General features: G+C 64.4%; 20 protein-coding genes. 7 read left to right on the top strand and 13 right to left on the bottom strand.

Going from position 1 to position 20,169, the window contains the following annotated elements; genetic code table 11:
- Positions 1-36 precede the first annotated feature (36 nt).
- Together FLQ03_RS01470 and FLQ03_RS01465 are read left to right on the top strand one after the other, a co-directional pair.
- Positions 37-948 (top strand): DMT family transporter, encoded by a 912-nt coding sequence (locus tag FLQ03_RS01470; RefSeq protein WP_144373704.1) that lies wholly within the window; start codon positions 37-39, stop codon positions 946-948.
- Positions 949-1,001: 53 nt separating this feature from the next.
- Positions 1,002-1,334, top strand: coding sequence for a hypothetical protein (locus FLQ03_RS01465; protein ID WP_144373703.1), 333 nt, complete (start codon positions 1,002-1,004; stop codon positions 1,332-1,334).
- A 5-nt stretch (positions 1,335-1,339) separates the two neighbouring features.
- On the opposite strand, the gene FLQ03_RS01460 is transcribed toward FLQ03_RS01465, so the two are convergent.
- The 6 genes from FLQ03_RS01460 to FLQ03_RS01435 form a co-directional block, all read right to left on the bottom strand.
- Complete coding sequence (locus FLQ03_RS01460; protein WP_170252278.1) at positions 1,340-2,083, bottom strand: substrate-binding periplasmic protein; 744 nt, start codon at positions 2,081-2,083, stop codon at positions 1,340-1,342.
- Positions 2,080-2,622, bottom strand: a complete 543-nt coding sequence (locus tag FLQ03_RS01455) for a hypothetical protein (RefSeq protein ID WP_144373701.1) — start codon at positions 2,620-2,622, stop codon at positions 2,080-2,082. The genes FLQ03_RS01460 and FLQ03_RS01455 overlap by 4 nt, the downstream gene beginning before the upstream one ends.
- Positions 2,623-2,651: 29 nt before the next feature.
- Complete coding sequence (locus tag FLQ03_RS01450; RefSeq protein WP_017510314.1) at positions 2,652-2,855, bottom strand: SlyX family protein; 204 nt, start codon at positions 2,853-2,855, stop codon at positions 2,652-2,654.
- Positions 2,856-2,910: 55 nt separating this feature from the next.
- Positions 2,911-4,224 carry a Na+/H+ antiporter family protein gene (locus FLQ03_RS01445; protein WP_144373700.1) on the bottom strand — a complete coding sequence of 438 codons (1,314 nt, stop codon included), beginning with the start codon at positions 4,222-4,224 and terminating at the stop codon, positions 2,911-2,913.
- Positions 4,225-4,398: 174 nt separating this feature from the next.
- The gene (locus FLQ03_RS01440; RefSeq protein ID WP_144373699.1) at positions 4,399-4,857 is read right to left on the bottom strand and encodes an outer membrane lipoprotein; all 459 of its coding nucleotides are present in this window, start codon (positions 4,855-4,857) and stop codon (positions 4,399-4,401) included.
- Between the two features lie 104 nt (positions 4,858-4,961).
- A complete protein-coding gene (locus FLQ03_RS01435) occupies positions 4,962-5,645 on the bottom strand; it encodes an ArsR/SmtB family transcription factor (protein WP_144373698.1) in 684 nt (227 codons plus the stop codon).
- 74 nt (positions 5,646-5,719) lie between these two features.
- Between FLQ03_RS01435 and FLQ03_RS01430 the strand changes: the two genes are divergently transcribed.
- The gene (locus FLQ03_RS01430) at positions 5,720-6,883 is read left to right on the top strand and encodes a cytochrome P450 (protein ID WP_144373697.1); all 1,164 of its coding nucleotides are present in this window, start codon (positions 5,720-5,722) and stop codon (positions 6,881-6,883) included.
- Positions 6,880-7,239 (top strand): antibiotic biosynthesis monooxygenase family protein, encoded by a 360-nt coding sequence (locus FLQ03_RS01425; protein WP_144373696.1) that lies wholly within the window; start codon positions 6,880-6,882, stop codon positions 7,237-7,239. The genes FLQ03_RS01430 and FLQ03_RS01425 overlap by 4 nt, the downstream gene beginning before the upstream one ends.
- A 155-nt stretch (positions 7,240-7,394) precedes the next feature.
- Here FLQ03_RS01425 and FLQ03_RS01420 read toward each other — a convergent pair whose 3' ends face one another.
- The 3 genes from FLQ03_RS01420 to FLQ03_RS01410 all read right to left on the bottom strand — a co-directional run bounded on the left by FLQ03_RS01420 (position 7,395) and on the right by FLQ03_RS01410 (position 9,332).
- Complete coding sequence (locus FLQ03_RS01420; protein ID WP_144373695.1) at positions 7,395-7,790, bottom strand: acyl-CoA thioesterase; 396 nt, start codon at positions 7,788-7,790, stop codon at positions 7,395-7,397.
- 117 nt (positions 7,791-7,907) lie between these two features.
- Complete coding sequence (locus FLQ03_RS01415; protein WP_144373694.1) at positions 7,908-8,411, bottom strand: putative quinol monooxygenase; 504 nt, start codon at positions 8,409-8,411, stop codon at positions 7,908-7,910.
- Between the two features lie 117 nt (positions 8,412-8,528).
- Positions 8,529-9,332, bottom strand: coding sequence for a class I SAM-dependent methyltransferase (locus FLQ03_RS01410; RefSeq protein WP_144373693.1), 804 nt, complete (start codon positions 9,330-9,332; stop codon positions 8,529-8,531).
- A gap of 94 nt (positions 9,333-9,426) precedes the next feature.
- Here FLQ03_RS01410 and FLQ03_RS01405 point away from each other — a divergent pair, with 94 nt between their 5' ends.
- Positions 9,427-11,676, top strand: coding sequence for a DNA internalization-related competence protein ComEC/Rec2 (locus FLQ03_RS01405; RefSeq protein ID WP_144373692.1), 2,250 nt, complete (start codon positions 9,427-9,429; stop codon positions 11,674-11,676).
- Here FLQ03_RS01405 and FLQ03_RS01400 read toward each other — a convergent pair.
- From FLQ03_RS01400 to FLQ03_RS01385, 4 genes are all read right to left on the bottom strand, one after another.
- The gene (locus FLQ03_RS01400; protein WP_144373691.1) at positions 11,625-12,521 is read right to left on the bottom strand and encodes an ATP-binding response regulator; all 897 of its coding nucleotides are present in this window, start codon (positions 12,519-12,521) and stop codon (positions 11,625-11,627) included. The two genes, FLQ03_RS01405 and FLQ03_RS01400, sit on opposite strands and share 52 nt — an antisense overlap.
- A gap of 2 nt (positions 12,522-12,523) precedes the next feature.
- Positions 12,524-15,076, bottom strand: a complete 2,553-nt coding sequence (locus FLQ03_RS01395) for a sensor histidine kinase (RefSeq protein WP_144373690.1) — start codon at positions 15,074-15,076, stop codon at positions 12,524-12,526.
- 18 nt (positions 15,077-15,094) lie between these two features.
- Complete coding sequence (locus FLQ03_RS01390; protein ID WP_144373689.1) at positions 15,095-15,862, bottom strand: ParA family protein; 768 nt, start codon at positions 15,860-15,862, stop codon at positions 15,095-15,097.
- A 91-nt stretch (positions 15,863-15,953) separates the two neighbouring features.
- Positions 15,954-16,460: a surface-adhesin E family protein gene (locus FLQ03_RS01385; protein WP_144373688.1), complete on the bottom strand. Its 507-nt coding sequence runs from the start codon at positions 16,458-16,460 to the stop codon at positions 15,954-15,956.
- Between the two features lie 210 nt (positions 16,461-16,670).
- Here FLQ03_RS01385 and recQ point away from each other — a divergent pair, with 210 nt between their 5' ends.
- Entirely contained in the window at positions 16,671-18,476 is a 1,806-nt protein-coding gene (recQ, locus tag FLQ03_RS01380; protein WP_144373687.1) for a DNA helicase RecQ, read from the top strand.
- Positions 18,477-18,548: 72 nt separating this feature from the next.
- A complete protein-coding gene (gene argJ, locus FLQ03_RS01375; protein WP_144373686.1) occupies positions 18,549-19,766 on the top strand; it encodes a bifunctional glutamate N-acetyltransferase/amino-acid acetyltransferase ArgJ in 1,218 nt (405 codons plus the stop codon).
- Positions 19,767-20,169: the final 403 nt, after the last annotated feature.

The raw sequence follows: 20,169 nt of genomic DNA, 5'->3' as shown, positions 1-20,169 counted from the left end.
TGCAATGCAACAAAAGGACAATAGTAAGAAAGGCTTATGGATTTTGTAAAACAAAAGCTGCTGGCGGTGAGCTGTGCGCTGACCACGGCATTGGTGTGGGGCCTGATGTGGTTCCCGTTCCGCGTATTGCACGAGGCCGGGTTTTCCACGGCAGCTACTTCGCTGACCGTGTATCTGGTATCGGCCTGTCTGGGTGTATTCGTGTTCCGCGACGTCTTCCGGCGGCAGTTTCGCTTCGACCGGGTGCTGATTCCGCTGACTTTGCTCTATGGCTGGTGCAATTTCAGCTATACGTGGGCGGTATCGGAAGGGCAGGTCATGCGCGTGCTGCTGCTGTTTTATCTGTCGCCGCTATGGACGGTACTGTTTTCGCGCCTGCTGTTGCGCGAGCGGCTAAGCCCGGTGGGCTGGGGCGTGGTGGCGCTGTCGCTGTTGGGCTGTATCACCATCCTATACCGCCCCGACATGCTGCAGGGTGGCTTGCTGCAAAACCGTGCCGACTGGCTGGCGCTGTCCGGCGGCATCAGTTTTGCGCTGGGTAATGTGCTGTCCAAGCGCGCCAGCAGCCTGCCGGTGCCGGTGAAGTCGGCGTCGGTGTGGCTGGGGGTGGCCGGCTGTGGGCTGGCTTCGCTGCTGTGGCGCGGCCAACTGGGGGCCGAGCTGGCGCTGATCGACGTGCCCATCCTGCTGATGATCGTGGTGCTGGGTGTGACGCTGCTGTCTACCAGCATCATTTCGATGCACGGCCTGAGCATTCTGCCGGCCACGCAAATCATGACGCTGATGCTGATGGAGCTGGTGTTCGCGGCGCTATCGGCCTGGCTGCTGGCCGGCGAGCACATGCAGCTGCAGGAGTACATCGGCGGCGCGCTGATCGCCAGCGCCAGTTTGCTGTCGGGGCGCATCGTGGCCAAACCGCGTGCTCAGCCGGCGCTGGCCGGCGCGTAGCTGGCGCGCGCACTTGCTGCCATAATCCGGCCACTTTTTTTCAGGCATACACCATGACGACTCCGGATCTGACTACCTTGCGTGCGGCGCTGTCGACGACGCTGGCCCAGCAATTGTGGCAGCAGCTGCAGGCTGCCGGCCGTGGCGGCTTGACGGCGGCCCGGCTGGCTGCCGCGTGTGACGAGGAGGAGGCGGTAATCGAAAGCCAGCTGCAGGCGATGCAGGCGGCCGGCTTGCTACAGCAGCAGGCGGGGATGTTTGCGGCCAACCCGGCGGCGGTGGCCTTGCTGGCGGCCACCGTAGCGCCACCGGTGCGCTCGGGTTTGCTGATCGGCCGCAAGAATATCGAAGCCGTGGTATCGCGCGACCGCAAGCGCCGCAGCTAGCCGTGCTACTGCGCCAGCTTGTACTGGCGGATCAGCGCCGCCAGCTGGCCGCTCTTGCGCAGGGTTTGCAGGCCGTCGTTGAAGTCGGCCAGTAGCTGCTCGCCATCGGGTAACTCGCGGCGCAAGCCCACGTGCAGTGGCATCACTTCCAGTGGCGGGTCTTGCCAGCGGATGGCCAGGCGCTCAGCCGGGCTCAGGTGACCGAGCAGGTGTTGTGCCAGTACCTTGTCCACCAGCACCAGGTCCAGCCGGCCTGCGGCCAACTTGCGCATATTAGTCAGGTCGTCGGCGGCCAGCTCCTGCTTCAGGCCGGCACGATCAAAAACGTCCGGGTTTTTGTAGCCGCGCACGGTGCCTACCACTCGCGTGCGCAGCTCCGTCAGCGGCAGCGTCGGTAGCGGCTTGTCCACACGGCCGTAAAAGCCCATCACGGTATTCACCAACGGCAGGCTGTAATGCAGGTATTCGGCACGGGCCGGCTCGTACCACACGGCCATCACGCCATCGAACTGCCCGGCCTTCACCTCGGCCATCAGCCTGGCCCACGGCCGGTAATGCAGCTGCAGCGTATAGCCATGTTTGGCCAGCGCCGCCCGGGTAATGGCCGCCACCACGCCGTCGCCGGGTAATTGCGGCGAAAAGTAGGGCGGGTAGTCGGTGCTGGCCAGGTTGACCACGCGCCCGGCGTAGGCGGTGCCACACAGCAGGGCAAGTGTCAGGGCCAGCAGCGCGGCAAGATAACGGGTCATTCTTCCCACGGCCACCATGCCGGAGCCGGTTTCATGGCGCTGGCCGGGTACTGGGCAAACAGGTTGGCCGCCAGTCGGTGCGGGTGTTGCACGCCGTGCTCGTCCAGCCACTCGTCCAGTGCCTCGGTTTGTTCCTCGCGCCCCATCAGCCGGTACAGCAGCACCCAGTCTTCGGGGCAGCACCACGGCAGACCGTCTGCCTCAAAGCGGGCACTGGCGTCAAACGGCCAGCGGTAGCTGCCTTTTTCCAGCTTGATGGCCATGTCGGCGATCAGGTCGACGCTTAGGCCATCGCCCATGTCGAAGCGGGCAAAGTGACGGGTGGCGTATTGCGGGTGCGGTGGCGGCGTGATGTCCTGGCCACGGGCGGCCAGCACCGCGCGTACGGCGGCAAAGTCGGCCGCGGTGGTGACGATGTCCAGGTCGCGCGGTTGTTCCACCAGGTCCAGATGTTGCAGCAAGGTGCTGCCACCGATGGCCCAGCAGTAGCCGGCCAGCAGGGGTGCCAGCGAGCGGGCCAGTTGCAGGGGAGTACTCATGCTTAATCTTTCAGGTAAAGCGGGCCGGTTTAGTAGTGTGGCGGGATCTCGTCGCGCAGCGAGCGCTGCTCTTCCGGCTGGTTGCCGGCCTGCTGCATGCGGTACAGGTGGCGCAGCTGCTCTTGCAGCAGGTCGATCTGCTGTTGCTGGCGCGCGATGGTGAGGTTGAGCGTGTCCAGCAGGTCGTCCTGCAGGGCGACCTTGATTTCCAGCTCTGTGAGGCGCGATTCCATGGCGTGTTCCATCAATGTTTGACCGGCATTGTAACGCAGCCTCACCGCTTGCCGCTTACAGCACCATCGCGGCGACCCAGCCGGCGGCCAACAGCGGCAGGTTGTAGTGCAGGAAGGTGGGGATGACGGTATCGCGCATGTGGTCGTGCTGGCCGTCCACGTTCAGGCCGGAAGTCGGCCCCAGTGTGGAGTCGGACGCCGGCGAGCCGGCATCGCCCAGCGCGCCGGCGGTACCGATGATGGACACGGTGGCCAGCGGCGAAAAGCCCAGCTGCAGGCACAGCGGCACGTAGATGGCGGTCAGGATGGGCACGGTGGAAAACGACGAGCCGATGCCCATGGTGACCAGCAGGCCGACAAACAGCATGGCAAACGCCGCCGCGCCCCGGCTGTGGCCGAACAGCTCGGCCGACACCTGTACCAGCTCGCCGATCTTGCCGGTGGCCTGCAGCACTTCAGCAAAGCCCTGCGCGGTGATCATGATGAAGCCGATCATCGCCATCATCTTCATGCCGTCGCTGAACACGCTATCGGCGTCGCCCCATTTCACCACGCCACTCGCGATGAACAGCAGAAAGCCGGCCAGCGCTCCCAGCATCATCGAGTCGCTGTACAGCTGCACGCCAAACGCGGCGGCAATGGCAAACAACGAGGTCAGCAGCGACTTGCGGCCAACCTTGGCGTGGGTGCGCTCGGTATTTTCGATCTTGCCCAGGCTGTAGTGGCGCGGCTGGCGGTAGCTGAAAAACACCGCCAGCAGCAGGCCAGCCAGCATGCCGGCGGCCGGAATGAGCATGGCGTGCATCACGTTGACATCGGCCACGTGCATGCCGGCTTTTTCGATATTGCCCAGCAGAATCTGCTTCAGGAAGATTTCGCCAAAGCCCACCGGGAACAGCATGTACGGTGTGGTAAGGCCGAAGGTGATCACGCAGGCCACCAGCCGGCGGTCCAGCTGCAGGCGCGCCATCACGTACAGCAGCGGCGGCACCAGCAGCGGGATGAAGGCGATGTGGATGGGCACCAGGTTCTGGCTCATCACGCTTACCACCGCCAGCAGGCCGATCATCAGCCACTTCAGCTTGGTCTGGCGCTGGCTGTTTTGCAGCTGTTGCACGGCGGCGTCGGCCAGCGCGTGCGGCAGGCCGGATTTGGCGATGGCCACGGCAAAGGCGCCCAGCAGGGCATAAGACAGGGCGACGGACGCACCGCCGGTAATGCCCTTGTTGAAGGCGGCCAGGGTTTGCGGCAGGTCCAGCCCGCCCAGCAGGCCGCCGGCCAGCGAGGCGACGATCAGGCTGATGACAACATGGGTACGCGCCAGCGACAGGGCCAGCATCAGGGTAATAGCGACAGGGATGGCAAGCATTTGTATATACAAAGTTATTGTTTTACAAGGAAAAAAGGCCGGCAGCCTACCCCGTGTTTGCCGGGCTGTCCAGTTGGCCGCACCCGCTGCCGTGCGCCACGCAGAATGCAAAACAGCCTCCGCGAGGGAGGCTGTGTGTGTTTGTCATCACCGGAACCGGTGACGGGGCAAGGCTTACATCGGCAGCACGCGTGCGGTACCGCCACCGGTAATCACTTTCACGCGCTGGCCCACGGTCAGTACCACGTCGGCTTCCTGCACGATGGACACGGTGCGGCCTTTTTCCAGCTGCACGGTCAGTTCGTAGGCGTTTTTGGTGTTGTTGCGTTGCACCGCTTCGCTGGCCAGGCCGCCCGCCATGGCGCCGACGATGGCACCGGCAACCGAACCGTTGCCCTTGCCGACGGTGCTGCCGGCCAGGCCGCCCAGCGCGGTGCCGCCCAGGGTCAGCAGGTCGTTCTTGTCGCCTTCCATCTTCACGTTCTTGATGTCCAGGATCTTGCCGTATTCCACTTCGTGCATCTGGCGCATCTGGCCTTTGCTGTACACCTGGGCGGAATCGGAACTGGTAGCACAGCCGGTGAGTGCGACCATGGTCAGCATGCCGGCGATCAGGATGTTTCTGGTTGTCATGGTATTTACTCCCCGAGAAAAACAGTTACGACATTGGACCACATTCGCGGCCAACAGTTTGCGGTAACAGGGTAACCGTTTGTGACAGTTGATGACAGCACCCGTTACAGCTGCACGCCCAGTTGCGTTTGCAGGAACTGGCGCCCGGCGGCGGTGACTTGCAGCGAACGCTTGCCCGACCGCCGGCAAACCAGCGCTTGCGCCAGGAAGGCGTTGCAGATGGCCTCGCCCAGCGGCCCGGCCAGATGGTCGCGCCGCTCGCTCCAGTCCAGGCACGCCTTGCCGGCCGGCAGTGAACGCGCATCCAGTGCCAGTGCCTGCTGCAGCCAGTCGGCGCCGGCCGGGGTCAGCGTCATGGCGCTACCCGTGTCGCGTTGCAGGTAGCCGTGCGTCTGCATCGCCTCACACAGCTGCGTGCCCAGTTGCCCGGCCAGATGGCGGTAGCAGGTGCGCGCCAGCCGCAACTCGGCGTCGCCCTTGGGGCGCAGGGTTGGCCGCAGCACGTCCTGGCCGTGCGCGGCGCAGGCCAGCGCTTCGATGACGTGCGCCATCTGGCTATTGGCCAGCGCGTAGTAGCGGTAACGGCCACGGCTTTCCACCCGCAGTACGCCGCCGTCCAGCATGCGGGCCAGGTGGTTGCTGGCGGCCTGGGCCGACAGGTTGGCCGCACGGGCCAGGTCGCTGGCCGGCAGCATGCGGCCTTCCAGTAGCGCCAGCAGCATGCGGCTGCGGCCAGGGTCGGCCAGCAAGCCGGCCAGCCGGCTGATATCCGGTAGATCGTCGTTCATCACTTCACGTCACGCTGAAACATCGCACAAGGCTTGCAGCCTAGCATGCGCCATGGTGATCGAGGAGTACACACATGACAGAACACGTTTCCCCCTTGTCGGCGGCCCATCAGCCCTGCCCGGCAGCGTGGTACAGCGCCGAGGCCGCGGCCCGGCCGTTTTATTTTGATGTCGAGCTGGCGGTGTGGGTAGCGGCCAGTGCGGCTACGGTAGACGCAGTACTGCACAGCCCGCTATGCGGCGTCCGGCCAGCCGGCCAGCCATTGCCACCCGCTTTGCAGGGTAGGGCGCTGGGCGCCTATTTTGGCCGCTTGCTACGGCAGACGGACGGCGTGGCGCGGCAGGCAGAGAAAGCTGCTTTGTTGCAGGCACTGGCTGCGTTGAGCGATGCCGAGCTGGATGCCGCCACCCGTCGCGCCATCGCCGCTTGCCAGCCTTGGTTGCGGCAGGGGAGCGCGGCAGCCGTGGACGCCGTGTGCTTGCAATTGCCGCAGCACCTGGTGGCGACGCTGCTCGGCATGCCGGCACTGGGCGAGGCGCCCGCGCGGGCGCAGCTGGGCAGCCTGCTGGCAGGGCTGGCGGCCACCGCTGGCGAGGCGCAGATCGCGGCCGCCGACACCGCACTGGCCGCCTTGCTGGCCATCACCCGCCAGCCACCGACAGCGCTGACGCCGCTATGGCAGGCGCTGGCCGCCGCCTGGCCCGACACCGAGTGGCGTGCGGCCAACCTGTTGGCCCTGCTGCAGCAAACGCATGACGCCACGGCGGCCTTGTTGGGCAACGCGCTGTACCGGCTGGCGCAGGCACCCGCGCTGCGCCGCCAGCTGCGTACGGCATCGGGCGCGTTGCCTGCCTTCATTGCCGAAAGCCAGCGCCTGGACGCGGCAGTGCAGCACAGCTGGCGCTTTGTGCAGCAGGATGGCGAGCTGTGCGGCCAGCCGGTAACGGCCGGCCAGCGCGTGCTGGTGTTGCTGGCGGCGGCCAACCTGGACCCGGCCTGCCATGCGCGACCACTGGTCTTTCGCCTGCTGCGGGGCCGGCGCGAGCACGGCTTTGGCGCCGGCGCGCACCGTTGCCCGGGTAGCCGCATCGCACTGGCTGCCTGCCACGCGCTGCTGCAGCACTGCCTGCGGCGGCGCATGCCGTGGCGGCAACTGGCCGCCAGCCAGCAGTTTCACCCGCCCGCCAATGCGCGCTGGCGCCGTTTTGATGCGCTTGAAAAAGGAGCCACCGCATGATGGCCGTTTTGTTTGAAGTGACGCTGGCGCCGGGGCGCCAGGCCGACTACCTGGACCTGGCGGCGCAGCTGCGCCCGCTACTGGCGCAGAGCGAGGGTTTCATCTCCATCGAGCGCTTCCAGAGCCTCAGCCAGCCGGACAAGCTGCTGTCGCTCTCCTACTGGCGGGACGAGCAGGCACTGGCCGCCTGGCGCCAGCTGGAAGCGCACCGCATGGCGCAACTGGCCGGCCGCAGCGGCGTGTTTGCCGATTACCAGCTACGTGTGGCGGAGGTGGTGCGCGATTACGGCATGGCGGACCGCCAGCAAGCGCCGGTAGACAGCGCGGGTTATCACGCTAGGGCCCGCCATGAATGAGGTGATCGATTGTTGGCCATCAGCTAGCAAAGACAAACTCATGGCAAAAAACGGGAAGCTGTGGCCCAGAGGCAGGATGGGGTGAGCACACCGTTTCCTGCCCCAGTCTAGGCATAGGCTTGGCGAGTGCTGGATGAAGAAGGTGGGATGGGCCCTTATTCTGCCAAGCGTGCAGCGAAGTCTGCCGGAATGGCCGGGCGGCCGCGTTCGTTGATGGCGGTACCGACGATCAGGCCTTCCAGCACCACTTTGTTGTCGGCCAGGCGAATCACTTGCTGGCGGAAGCCGAAGCGCACCTTGGACACGGCCTCGTAGGCCACGGTGACGGCAAAGCGGTCGCCGCTGGTGAGCGAGCCTTTGTAGTCCAGCTCGGCGCGTACCACCACCAGGTTTACCTTATCGCGGGCCAGCTGGGCGAAGTCGATGCCTTTTTCCAGCAGGAATTCATGGCGGGCGTGCTCCAGGTAGTTGAAGTAGACACCATTGTTGACGATGCCCTGCATGTCGCACTCGTAATCGCGGACTTTCATTTCCAGGGTAAAAACAGCCATCGGCGGGCTCCATAGGCAAGGGTTGCAACGCGGCGCGGGCGGTCTGTGCCGCGTGGGCGCCGGACACGGGGAGGGCAGTGTAGCGCAGGGGGCGCCAGGGCGGGAGGGTTGGCCGCGTCAGCGGCGGCCGGGCAGCCAGCCGCGCTGTTGGCAGGCCTGCAGCCAGCGTTGCATGAGCAGCATGCCGCCGACGCCTGCCAGCAGGCCGTAACCGAGCGGCCAATAACGCTGCACCAGGGCGGCCAACACGCTGCCCAGCAGGATGCCGCTGATCAGGAATGGCGGCAGGTTGTTGTTGTTTTTGGGCGCGGCGGGGGGCGGCGCCGGGTGCACTTCTTGCAGCGGCAGCACGGTAACCGGCCCGGCGCGAAAGCTGGCCAGCCACGGGGCCGCGTCCTGCATGTGCTCGCTGGCGTTGTGGGCGGCCAGGTCGGCGGCGCTGGCCCAGCTTTCGGTCAGCACGAAGCGGTCGTCCTGCCCGGGCACGCGGTGCAGCTGGTAGGCGAGGCAGCCTTTTTCTGCGCGTACTCTTGGCGCCAGCGCGGCAAAAGCCTGGACTTGTTCTTCGCCACGGCCGGGCAGGGTGTCGATCAGGATGGCGAGTTTGATGGGCGCAGGCATGGCATCACCAGATATGCTTTTTGAATGATCCGGCATTGTGGCATGGCGCGGGCGATGGATAAAAGCACAAGGGCAAGCCGCAGGCTTGCCCTTGTTGCTGTCGTGGTGCGACAAAACTTAGTCGCGGCCAACAAAGTCCTGCGGCCGCAGCGCCTTGATCACGTACAGGTCGAAGCGGGTAGACTTGCCGTCCAGCACCACCGACGGCTTGACGCCTTCGATCGGTACGCCGCGCTGCGGGCGTTTCACCACCACGCGGCCGGTGGCGGCGGCGATAGCGGCGGCCAGCAGCGCAGCGCTGTCCATGTCGTCGCCAATCACGTGCTGGAAGGCCTGCATGCCTTTCTTGGCGGCAGCGCTTTTCTTGTCGGTATCGGGGAACATCGGGTCGACAAACACCACTTCCGGGCGTTGTTCCCATGGCAGTTCGGCCTGCTGTGCCAGCCAGTCGATGGCGTTGGTGTGGATCAGCGTCATGCGCGCGGCGATGTCCATGGTGTCTGGGTGTACGCTGGCGCGTTCCAGTGCGTCGAACAGCAACGCGGCGGCCACTGGCGAGCGTTCCAGCAGGGTGACCTCGCAGCCCAGTGTGGCCAGCACGAAACTGTCGCCGCCCAGACCGGCGGTAGCGTCGACGATGCGCGGCAGGTCTTTGGCGCCCTTCAGCCCCACCGCCTTGGCCACGGGTTGGCCGCGACCGCCGCCTTGTTCGCGGCGGTGCTTGGCGGCGCCGGCAACAAACTCGGCGTACACAGCGCCGTGCTTGCCGGTGGTAAGCAGTTCCAGCCGTTCCGGCCCCAGCTCCAGCCAGTAGCCACTTTCCGGGCGCTGCTTTACCAGCGGTAGCGCAAAGCGTGCGGCCAACCTTTCGGCGGTGTCTCGGCGGGCGTTTTCGGCGCAGTACAGGGGCGTGGCGTGCATGGTTTTTCCTTTTTTGACGCGGCGAAGATACGGTATCGCTGCCAGCGAGGCAACGGCTTTGCCTGTCGATAAGTGCGCTGGCTAGCATGGCCGCATGTTCCGACTGGCTTTCTGGTGCGCCGGCATTGTGCTGTGTGCGCTGCTACCTGCCTTGCCGCCGTGGTTTCTGCTGCCGGCGCTGGCGCTGATGCTGTGGCCGTGTTGGTGGGGCCGCCGGCAGGGTTGGCTATGCGCGCTGCTGTACTGCGCACTGGGGTTGAGCTACGCCAGTTGGCGGGCAGAACTGCGGTTGGCGCAGTCACTCGACCCGCGCCTGGTTGGCCGCAGCCTGACGCTGCCGGTGGTGGTGCGCGGGCTGGCGGCGCCGGGCGAGTTCGGCGTGCGCTGGCGTGCCGAGGTGCTGTTGCCACCACCCGGCGTACCGCCGCTGCTGGCGCTGAACGATTACGCCCAGCGCGACTGGCCAGCCGGCAGCTACTGGCGGATCACGGTCAAGCTGCGGCCGCCGCACGGGGCGGCCAACGTGGCCGGTTTCGATGCGGAACGCTGGTACTGGAGCGAGGGCATTCAAGCTACCGGTAGCGTGGCCAAAGGCCGGCAGCCATTGCCGGCAACCCCGCCCGACCTGCAAGCCAGGCTGGACCGCCAGCGCCAGGCCATTGTGCAGCGCCTGCAGCAGGCCAGCCCGCCGGGGCGGGAGCTTGCGCTGGTGGTGGCGCTTTCCGTGGGGGCGCAGCAGTGGCTGGGTCGTGCCGAGTGGGGCGCGCTGGCCGCCACCGGGCTGACCCATATTGTCAGCGTATCCGGTTTGCACATCAGCTTGGTGGCGATGCTGGTAACGGTATGGGTGCGCGCACTGCGCCGTGGCGGTTTACCGTTGCCGGCGTGGTTGCCGCGCTGGTGCGGCATGCTGGCGGCCATCGGGTACGCACTATTGGCCGGCTTTTCAGTACCGACACAGCGCACGGTGTGGATGCTGCTGCTGGCAGTGACGGCGCTAAGCCTGCAGCGCGGCCTGTCCGGGCTGCAGGTGTGGTTGGCGGCGTTGACGGTGGTATTGTTGCTGGACCCGTTTGCGGTGCTGGCGCCGGGCTTCTGGCTGTCTTTCCTGCTGGTCGGAGCGCTGGTCGCCGGCGAAACCGGGCTGCGCGAGCCGGCCGCGCGCTGGTGGCGGGCAGTACAAGCGCAGTGGCGGGTGACGCTGGTGTCGCTGCTGCCCTTGTTATACCTGTTCGGTAGCTTTCCGCTGCTGTCGCCGCTGGCCAATGCCTTGGCCATACCCTTTGTATCCTGCTTGCTGACGCCGCTGGTGTTGCTGGGCATGCTGTTGCCGCTGGAGGCTTTGCTCTGGTTGGCCTGTCGCCTGGCCGCCGTATTCTGGTTCGGCGTGGACTGGCTGGCGCAATGGCCGCCGTTTGTACGGCCCTTGTTGCCATGGCCGCTGTTGCCGGCCGCGGTGCTGGGCAGCCTGATGCTGGTATTGCCGCTGGGGCGTGCCTGGCAGGCGCTGGCGTTGACCGCCGTGTTGCCCTTGTTGCTGTACCGGGCGCCACGTCCGCCCCCGGGCGAGCTGTGGGCCGAGGTGCTGGATGTGGGGCAAGGGTCGGCAATGCTGTTGCAGACGGCGCAGCACGACGCCCTGTTCGATACCGGCGCCGGGGACGCCAGCCGCGTGTTGCTGCCGGTTTTGCGCGCCCGCGGCATCGGCAGGCTGGATGCGCTGTGGCTATCGCATCACGATATCGACCACGACGGCGCCGCCGACAGCCTGCTGCCGGCGTTACCTGTGCAGCAGTTGTACCGTGGCCAGGCGGCCAGCGCTGCGGCGTGGCGCGGCCAACCTTGTCTGGCAGGGCAGAGCTGGGTATGGGACGGGGTGCGTTTTGACGTGCTGTCACCACAGGCCGGTGCGCAGGGCGAGGACAACGCGCTCAGCTGTGTACTGCGCGTGGCGACGCCGCATCGGGCCCTGCTGGTGACTGGTGATGCGCCGCTGGCAGTGGAGGCGGGCTTGCTGGCGCGTTACGGCCGGCAGTTGCACAGCGATGTGCTGCTACTGGGACACCACGGCAGCCGCACGGCCACCGGTAGCGACTGGTTGCAGGTGGTGCGGCCGGTACTGGCGGTGGCCAGTGCCGGCTATCTGAACCGCTACCGTCATCCGCACCGCGAGGTGCTGGCGCGGGTGGCGGCTGCCGGGGTGCCGCTATGGCGTACCGACCTGCACGGTGCCATCCGCCTGCAGCTGGGGCGCACGCTGCACTGGCAGGCTGCCCGCCCCGGCTGGCAAGCCTACTGGGCGGGCAGCAGCGTGGTGGCCACTACCACGTTGCCGCAGCCCTGATATTCCACCTGGTCGAACGACAGCTTGCGCGCGATCAGGATGCCGCGGCCGTGGCTGGACAATAGCGCATCCGGCGCGCTGTCCTGGAAGTTCTGCCAGTCGAAGCCTTGGCCTTCGTCCCGGATAGTGAAGCGCAGGCAGCCCGGTTCGCGCTGCATGTCCACGCAGACGTTGCGCAGGCCCAGGTGCGGGTCGGCCAGGCGTTTTTCCAGCTCGCTTTCCCAGCGATCCTGGCTTTGCAGCCGGGTTTTCTCCTCGTAGCTCACTTCCAGGTTGCCATGCTCGATGGCATTGACGATCAGCTCGAACAGGCCGGTGGCCACTTTTTCCGGCTCCGGGCTGGCCTTCGCCAACAGTGAGGTAACGTGTTGCGCTTCCAGCAGGTTGCGAAAGCAGAAGCTGGCGCTGTTCATGTGGCGCAGCGCGCCGGCTTGCTGGCTTGCCAGCTCCTTGAAGTGCTGGTGACGGTCCCAGTGCACCGACGCAGCGGCCACCACTGCCAGCAGCATGTCGCGCGAAAACGGCTTGGTCAGGTAGTAGAAGGCGCCGGAGGACAGCCCCTCCTGTACGCTGGCCGCCGCGCCAACGGCGGTTTGCATGATGGCCGGCACGAAGGCGAGCTTGCTGGACGATTTCATCCGCCGCAGCAGTTCGAAGCCGCTGATGCCGGGCATCATTTTGTCCAGCAGCACCGCCGAGAAGGTTTCGCCCTCCTGTTGCAGGATCTGCCAGGCGGTTTCGCCGTCTTCGGCCTGCACCGTGTCGTAGCCGGCGTCCTGTAGCAGTTCGGACAGCAGCTCCAGATTGAAAGGTTCGTCGTCGACCAACAGCAGGCGTTTGCCCATGCTCAGTTCTCCTTGTGCTTCGCGTCCTGCTGCTGCGGCAGGGTCAGGCTGAAGATGGCACCGCCCTCGGCGGCATTATGTACCGAAAGCAGGCCGTGGTGCGCCAGCACGATTTCGCGGCTGATCGCCAGCCCCAGCCCGGTACCGCCGGCGCCGGTCTTGGTGAGGCTGCTCTGGATGAATTTATCAAAAATCCGTTCTTGTTCACCCGGTGGCACACCCGGCCCATGGTCACGGACCGTGATGGTCAGCAGCGGGGCCGGTACCTGGCGCCAGGCGTAGCCGATTTCCACGCGGCCCCCGTGCGGGCTGAACTTGATGGCGTTGGACAGCAGGTTGCGCATGACCTGGCCAATGCGGAACGCGTCGATCTCGGCCTGCATCGCCTGCTCCGGTGGCTGTATCAGCAGCTGGATACCGTGCTTGCTGGCCTGGCCGCGCAGGTCTTCTACCGCGTCGCGCACCACTTGCTCCAGATCGGTACGCACCATCTGGTAGTCCATCTTGCCCACTTCCATCTTGGCCAGATCCAGCAGGTCGTTCAGCAGCGACAACAGGCGGCTGCCACTGTTGTGGATGCGTTCGAAATAATGCGCGAGCTTGCTGTCGCCTCCCTGGCTGCGGTTTTCGCCCATTTCAGCAAAGCCCAGGATGGCGTGCAGCGGCGTGCGCAGCTCGTGCGACATATTGGCCAGGAATTCGGTTTTGGCGCGGCTGGTTTCCTCGGCCAGATCGCGCGCCTGGCGCAGCGCCTCTTCGGTATTGCGCTGGGTGGATATATCCTGGTACAGCCATACCGAGCCCAAACCCGGCGTGTCCGGTTTGACGGCGCGGCCGTACATGTTTACCCACAGGTCGCTGCCGTCCCCGCGCTGCAGTCGTAGCGTGTTCTGGGTAACCTGGCCCTGGTATAGCAGCGGGTAGATCAGCTTGCCGGTACGCAGGTGGTGCTCGTCGCTATCGAAAATCAGGCGGGTGGAGTGCTCGACTACCTCGCTCTCTTCGCGGGCAAACAGCTCCAGGAACGCCTTGTTCACTTTCTTGAAGTGGCGATCGACGATATAAGCCATGGCCATCGGGCTGGCGTCCAGCAGGGCAGTGAGCTGGCGGCCCTGGGTTTCTACTTGTTCGGCCAGCGAGTCCTTCAGGCGGATCAGCGCCGCCTCGCGTTCCTTGCGGGCGGCAATGTTGCGGCAGACAACCAGATAAAACGGTGCACCGTCTTCTGGCTGGATACGGCTGAGGCTGAGTTCCACTTGCAGCATGAACGATTGATCGCAGATCAGCATGGCTTCGAACGGGGTGCCCAGCAACGGTGCCGCATGCTGGCAGAAGGTACGCCCGTCCTGGTGGTGCAGCTCGCTGACCAGGGCGCCGACCGGCAGCTGCAACAGGCTGTCACGCGGTTGGCCTATCAGCTGGCAGGCGGCCGGGTTGACTTCGACGACCTGGCCGTCGGCATCCAGCAGCAGCATGCCGTCGCTGGCATCGTGCAACAGCGCCCGCTGGTGCTCGCGTTGTTGCAGCAGTGGTTGCAGCTGTTGTGCCTGTTGCGCGAGTTGCAGTTTCAGGCTGTGGTTGCTTTGCTGCTGTAGCGACAGTGCCGCCGCCTGGCGGTGGATTTCCCGCTGGTTGTCGCGGTTGTAGCGGCGGGCACCCAAAATCAGGATCAGCAGGGTCAGCAGCAGGCCACCGGCCAGTGGCAGTGCAGCAAGCTGAGCCGGTGCGCCGTCTTCCAGCGGCCGGAACTCGAAGCTAAGCCGCTGGCCGCCCAGCATGCGCGAGGCACTCAGCAAGGCTTGACCACTGCTGCTGTGGCCAGGGTGGCTGTCTACCAGAATCTGATTGCCAGGCAGCAGGATCCGCAGCCTCAGCGGGTGGCTGGTGCCGATGCCTCGGTTAAGGTTGGCCACCAGCACGTCGGTGTCCAGCCCGAACAGCACCATGGCGGCATGCGGTTGTGCCTTGGAAATGAAAAAAATGCCTTTGCGCTGCAGGTTACCGGCCTGGATGCGTGCTATCGCAGGCTGGCCACTGGCGCCCACCTGGCGCAGCAACGCCAGGGTGGCCGGGTTAGTGCCCAGGTTCAAACGCGCTGGCAGGGCTTTACCGTCGTCGGGGTGCTGCAAGGTGGCAACAAAATAGCCATTGCGTTGTTTGGCGCTGACCAGCCGCCCTCGCTCGAACTCCCGGATATTCAGGCTCTGCCGCTGCTCCAGCTCGTAGCGTTGCTGCGGCGTTAGCCGTTCGATCAGGGCAACAAAGTCGAAGGCGTCCTGATTGGCCAGGACAAATGGCGCGTAGCGTTCAAAGCTGGTGTGGGTCGGGCTATCGCCGTTGCCGATCAGCAATTCGGTGGCGGTTTGCCCGGCCTGGCTGATTTGTTGCAGCCTTTGCGTCAGTACATCCAGCTGCAGCGTGGCTAGCGTCAGTTGCTGGGTGCGCTGCTTGCTTTGCTGTTCGCGTGCTTGCCACAGCACCAGCAGCAGGGCGCAGCCCAGCGCCAGCATGATGCTGGCAAACCAGAGTAGCTGCGATTTCTGGTCGGGTTTCATGGCAGGCGGCGCGGCGGCTTAGCTGGCAGCGAGGTGCTGGTAGAGCTGGCTGAATTCCTGCGCCAGCTTGTGGCGCGGGTCCAGGTACACCATCGGCAGACAGCGCTCGTGCGACTCACGGATTTTCACCGACGCCGATAACGGCGGGTTCAGTACCGGGTGGCCTTCGTCGCGCAGCGCCTGCACCATGCGTACCGGCAGGCTGGCGCGAGGCTGGAACTGGTTCACCACGATGCCTTCGATGTGCAGCTCCGGGTTGTGATCGGCGCGGATTTCTGCGGCGCTGTCCATCAGGCCCAGCAGCGCATGGCGCGAGAACGTGTCGCAGTCGAACGGAATCAGGCAGCGGTTGGCCGCGATTAGCGCGGAGCGGGTATAGAAGTTCAGCGCCGGCGGGGTGTCGATCCAGATCTCGTCGTACTCGGCATCCAGTTGCAACAGGGTTTCACGCAGCTTGAACATCTTGTAGCGGGCTTCCAGCTTGGTCATCAGCTCGGCCAGCTCCGGGTGCGAGGCCATCAGGTGCAGCTGGTCGAAGCGGGTGGGGGTGATGAAGTCGCTGGCGGGCTTCTCGAACATGCTGATGGTTAGCATCTGGTTGAAAAACCCTGCGGCGTTGGCGGCCGGCTGGGCATCCGCCCCGGTCAGGTAATGGCTGGCATTGCCTTGCGGGTCCAGATCGATCAGCAGCACTTTGCGGCCTGCCTTGGCGGCGGCCGCTGCCAGATTGACGGTAATGGTGGACTTGCCGACGCCACCCTTCTGATTGAATACCACCCGACGCATAGTTGCCCCTTGCTGTTGATGTCATGGCCGGCGGCCAGGGTTGGCCGCACGGCACTAAGCGGTGCTCACGTGCTGGCGGTGTGCCGGGCCTTTACTGCCCGATCTGCTTGCACACGTAGTCCACCTGCTGGAAGCCTGCCGATTGCTTTACCACCGGCATGGCGCGAATCTCGCTGTCATTATAGGTGCGGTTGAGGATCTCCCGGCCATTCTCGTCCAGCAAGGTCATGGCCGCCAGGCGGAATGTGGCGGCGGTGCAGTCCACTTCCCACTGGTTGATCGACTGCTTGTGGCGCGGCGTACTCAAGAAGTTTTCCTTCTTCGGGTTGAAAATGGTCTTGCGGTCGCGGAACAGTACCAGGTTGCCACGGCGCTGAATGCTGAGCTTATCCACCTCGTGCAGGATGTTGCCGTTGGGCGTGACGCCCATGATCACCCAGTCCGCGTTGGCCACCGCTACCGGCTTGGCCGGCTGGGCCGTGCTGCCACCGGTTTTGGTGGCGGGCTTGGTGGTCAGGGGGGGCGTACTGCGCGGGGTGGTGGCACAACCGGCCAGCAGGGCACACAGCAGCAGGGCAGGGGTCAGGTATCGCATCATGGTCATTCGTGTCCGGCAAAGAGAAAGGCAGTCTCGCATACTCGCCGTCAAAGCCAAAGCGGCGGGAACTTGGCGGCGGGCGCGGGCTCAGAGCCTGTGAGTGCTGTCACTCTTCATTGTTTCACATTGTCTCCAAAGATCTATTTGCGCGGCTACCCGGGGGTAGCCGCTTTTTTTGCGTACAATGACGGCCTTCTCGCAGGAACGCCGATGCAGGATAACGCCCTCTCCCTATTACAGAACACCTTTGGCTACCCCGCCTTTCGCGGCATGCAGGCCGACATCATCGACCACGTGGCCGCCGGTGGCCACGCGCTGGTGTTGATGCCTACCGGCGGTGGCAAGAGCCTGTGCTACCAGATTCCGGCGCTGTTGCGCCCGGGGCTGGCGCTGGTGGTATCGCCGCTGATCGCGCTGATGCAAGACCAGGTTGCCGCATTGCGCGAAGCCGGGGTGAAGGCGGCTTGTCTGAATTCGGCCACCAGCCAGGACGACGCGCGCGATATTGCCTACGCCGCGCGCTACGGTGATCTCGACCTGCTGTACGTGGCGCCAGAGCGGCTGATCAACCCGCGGTTTCTGGATTTTCTGGCCAGCCTGCCGCAGCTGGCGCTGTTCGCCATCGACGAGGCGCACTGTGTCAGCCAGTGGGGGCACGACTTCCGCCCCGAATACCAGCAACTGGCGGTGCTGTTCCAGCGTTGGCCGCAAGTGCCACGCATCGCGCTCACCGCCACTGCCGACGCCGAAACCCGCGCCGACATGCTGCATTACCTGCAGTTGCAGGACGCGCGCCAGTTTGTCACCAGCTTCGACCGGCCCAACCTGTTCTATCAGGTAGTAGAAAAGGACAGCGCCAAGAAGCAGTTGCTCAGCTTTATCGAAAACGACTACCCCGGCGTTTCCGGCATCGTCTATTGCCTGTCGCGCAAGCGGGTGGACGATACCGCACAGTGGCTGTGCGAAAACGGCATCCGCGCCTTGCCTTACCATGCCGGCATGAGTCACGCCGAACGCGAGGCCAACCAGCGTACCTTTTTGCGCGAAGACGGCATCGTGATGGTGGCCACCATTGCTTTCGGTATGGGCATCGACAAACCCGATGTGCGTTTTGTCGCCCATATCGATCTGCCCAAAAGCCCGGAAAACTTCTATCAGGAATCCGGCCGCGCCGGTCGTGACGGCCTGCCGGCTACCAGCTGGTTGTGCTACGGCCTTAACGACATGGTGCAGCTGACGCAGATGATCGAGAGCGGCGACAGCCCCGAGCAGCAAAAGCAGGTGGAGCTCACCAAACTCGACGCCATGCTGGGCTACTGCGAAACCGCCAGCTGCCGCCGGCAGCAGATTCTGGCCTACTTCGGCGAGGCCTCGCAGCCGTGCGGCCAGTGCGACAACTGCCAGCGTCCGCCCACCACCTACGACGCCACGGTACAGGTGCAGAAGCTGCTGTCCTGCATCTACCGTGTCGGCCAGCGCTTTGCTGCCAGCCACGTCATCGATGTCTTGCTGGGCCGCCCCAACGCCAGCGTCACCCATTTCGGCCACGACAAGCTGTCCACCTTCGGTATCGGCAAAGAACTGAACCAGAAAGGCTGGCGCTCGATCATTCGCCAGCTGGTCGCCCGCAAGTTGCTTGTGGTGGACGTGGCGCGCGGCCAGTCGCTGCTGCTCACCGACGCCTGCCGGCCGCTGCTGAAAGGGCAGGAAAGCATCGCACTGCGTCCGCTAGCGGATGACCGCAAGCGCCAGAGCGTTCACGCCGAGCGCTGGTTGCGTACCGAACGCGAAGAGCGGCTATGGCAGGCGCTGCGCCGCTGGCGCAAGCACACCGCCGACGAACACAACGTACCGGCGTACGCGGTGTTTTCCGACAAGAGCCTGCAAGAGCTGGTGCTGCAAAAGCCGCAGACGTTGGCAGCGCTGCGCAAGATTTACGGCCTGGGCGAGCTGAAGGTGGCACGTTATGGCGAGCAACTGCTGCAAATCCTGCAGCAAGGGTTGGCCGCAGAGTAGCCCGGCGGCTTGCATGGCATTGCTGCACCTGCGCAGTTACAATAGCGCGACATCAAATATCGGAGAAACGCCATGCCCGTGAATCTCAACCCCATCGATAATGCCCGGCTCGCCCCCATCGCTGGCGTAGACCTGGCGTATGCCGAAGCCGGCATCAAGAAGCCTGGCCGCAAAGACGTGCTGGTGATCCGCATCGACAAAGGCAATACCGTGGCCGGCGTCTTCACGCAAAACCGCTTCTGCGCCGCGCCGGTGCAGATCTGCAAACAGAATCTCGACGCCGGCGTGCAGATCCGCGCGCTGGTCATCAATACCGGTAACGCCAACGCCGGTACCGGCGAGTCCGGCCGCCAGAACGCCCGCGCCGTGTGCGAAGCACTGGCACAAGAACTCGACTGCCTGCCGGAACAGATCTTGCCGTTCTCCACCGGCGTGATTCTGGAACCGCTGCCGGTAGACAAGATCATCAGCGCGCTGCCGCAACGCAAGGCCGCTACCTGGGCCGATGCCGCCGAAGCCATCATGACCACCGATGTGGCGCCCAAAGCGACCAGCCGTACCCTCAGCATCGATGGCCAGACCGTCAACATCACCGGTATCGCCAAAGGCGCCGGCATGATTCACCCCAACATGGCCACCATGCTGGGCTTCATCGCCACCGACGCCCCGGTCACCCGCCCGGTACTGAACCAGCTGGTCAAGGAAGTGGCCGACCTCAGCTTCAACAGCATCACCATCGACGGCGACACCTCCACCAACGACAGCTTCATGCTGATTTCGACCGGCCAGAGCAGCGCAGCACGTATCGATAGCGTTAACCACCCGGCCTACGAGCAACTGAAAGCCGCACTGCTGGAAGTGGCCATCGAGCTGGCGCAAGCCATCGTGCGCGACGGTGAAGGCGCCACCAAGTTCATTACCGTACAAGTAGAGGGTGGCCGCACTATCGCCGAGTGCAAGGCCGTCGGTTACGCCATCGGCCGCTCGCCGCTGGTGAAAACCGCCTTCTTTGCCTCCGACCCGAACCTGGGGCGCCTGTTGGCCGCCATCGGCTACGCCGGCATCCAGGATCTGGACGTCGATCGCGTCGAGATGTACCTCGACGACGTGCTGGTGGCCAAAGACGGTGGGCGTAATCCCGACTACAAGGAAGAAGACGGTCAGCGCGTGATGAAGCAGGATGAGATCACCGTCCGCGTGGTGCTGAACCGCGGCCTGTCCAGTGCCACGGTCTGGACCTGCGACTTCTCCTACGACTACGTGCGTATCAACGCCGACTACCGCAGCTAAACCGTTTGCGCTGCTCGCTCCGCCAGGCGCCGTTTCCCGACAGGGGCGGCGCCTTTGTCTTGTTGGCCGCATTTCGTGTCGCACAGGATATGTTGCCTAATGGCATGATTTTCCTAAAAGAGCAGTTATCAATGGCCTTCTGACAAGTTTTCCCTATGGAATCTGGCGAAAAGCGGCCGTATGGTCCCGTCTTTCAAAAGAAATGTTATGGCTGTTGAGATGTTTTTCATTTTAAAACAATGCTTTGCGATGAAATCTTTAAATTACCGCCAAAAAAGTTAAAAAATAGTGTTGACGGCACGAAAGTCGATGCGTATAGTTCGCTTCATCAGCTGACGACGCAAACGAAACGAAGTCAGCACCGCTCTTTAAACAAACCAAATAACCGATAGGTGTAAGTGTC

Source organism: Vogesella urethralis (assembly GCF_007644045.2).
Taxonomy (GTDB): domain Bacteria; phylum Pseudomonadota; class Gammaproteobacteria; order Burkholderiales; family Chromobacteriaceae; genus Vogesella; species Vogesella urethralis.
This window is presented reverse-complemented; position numbering and strand designations above follow the sequence as displayed.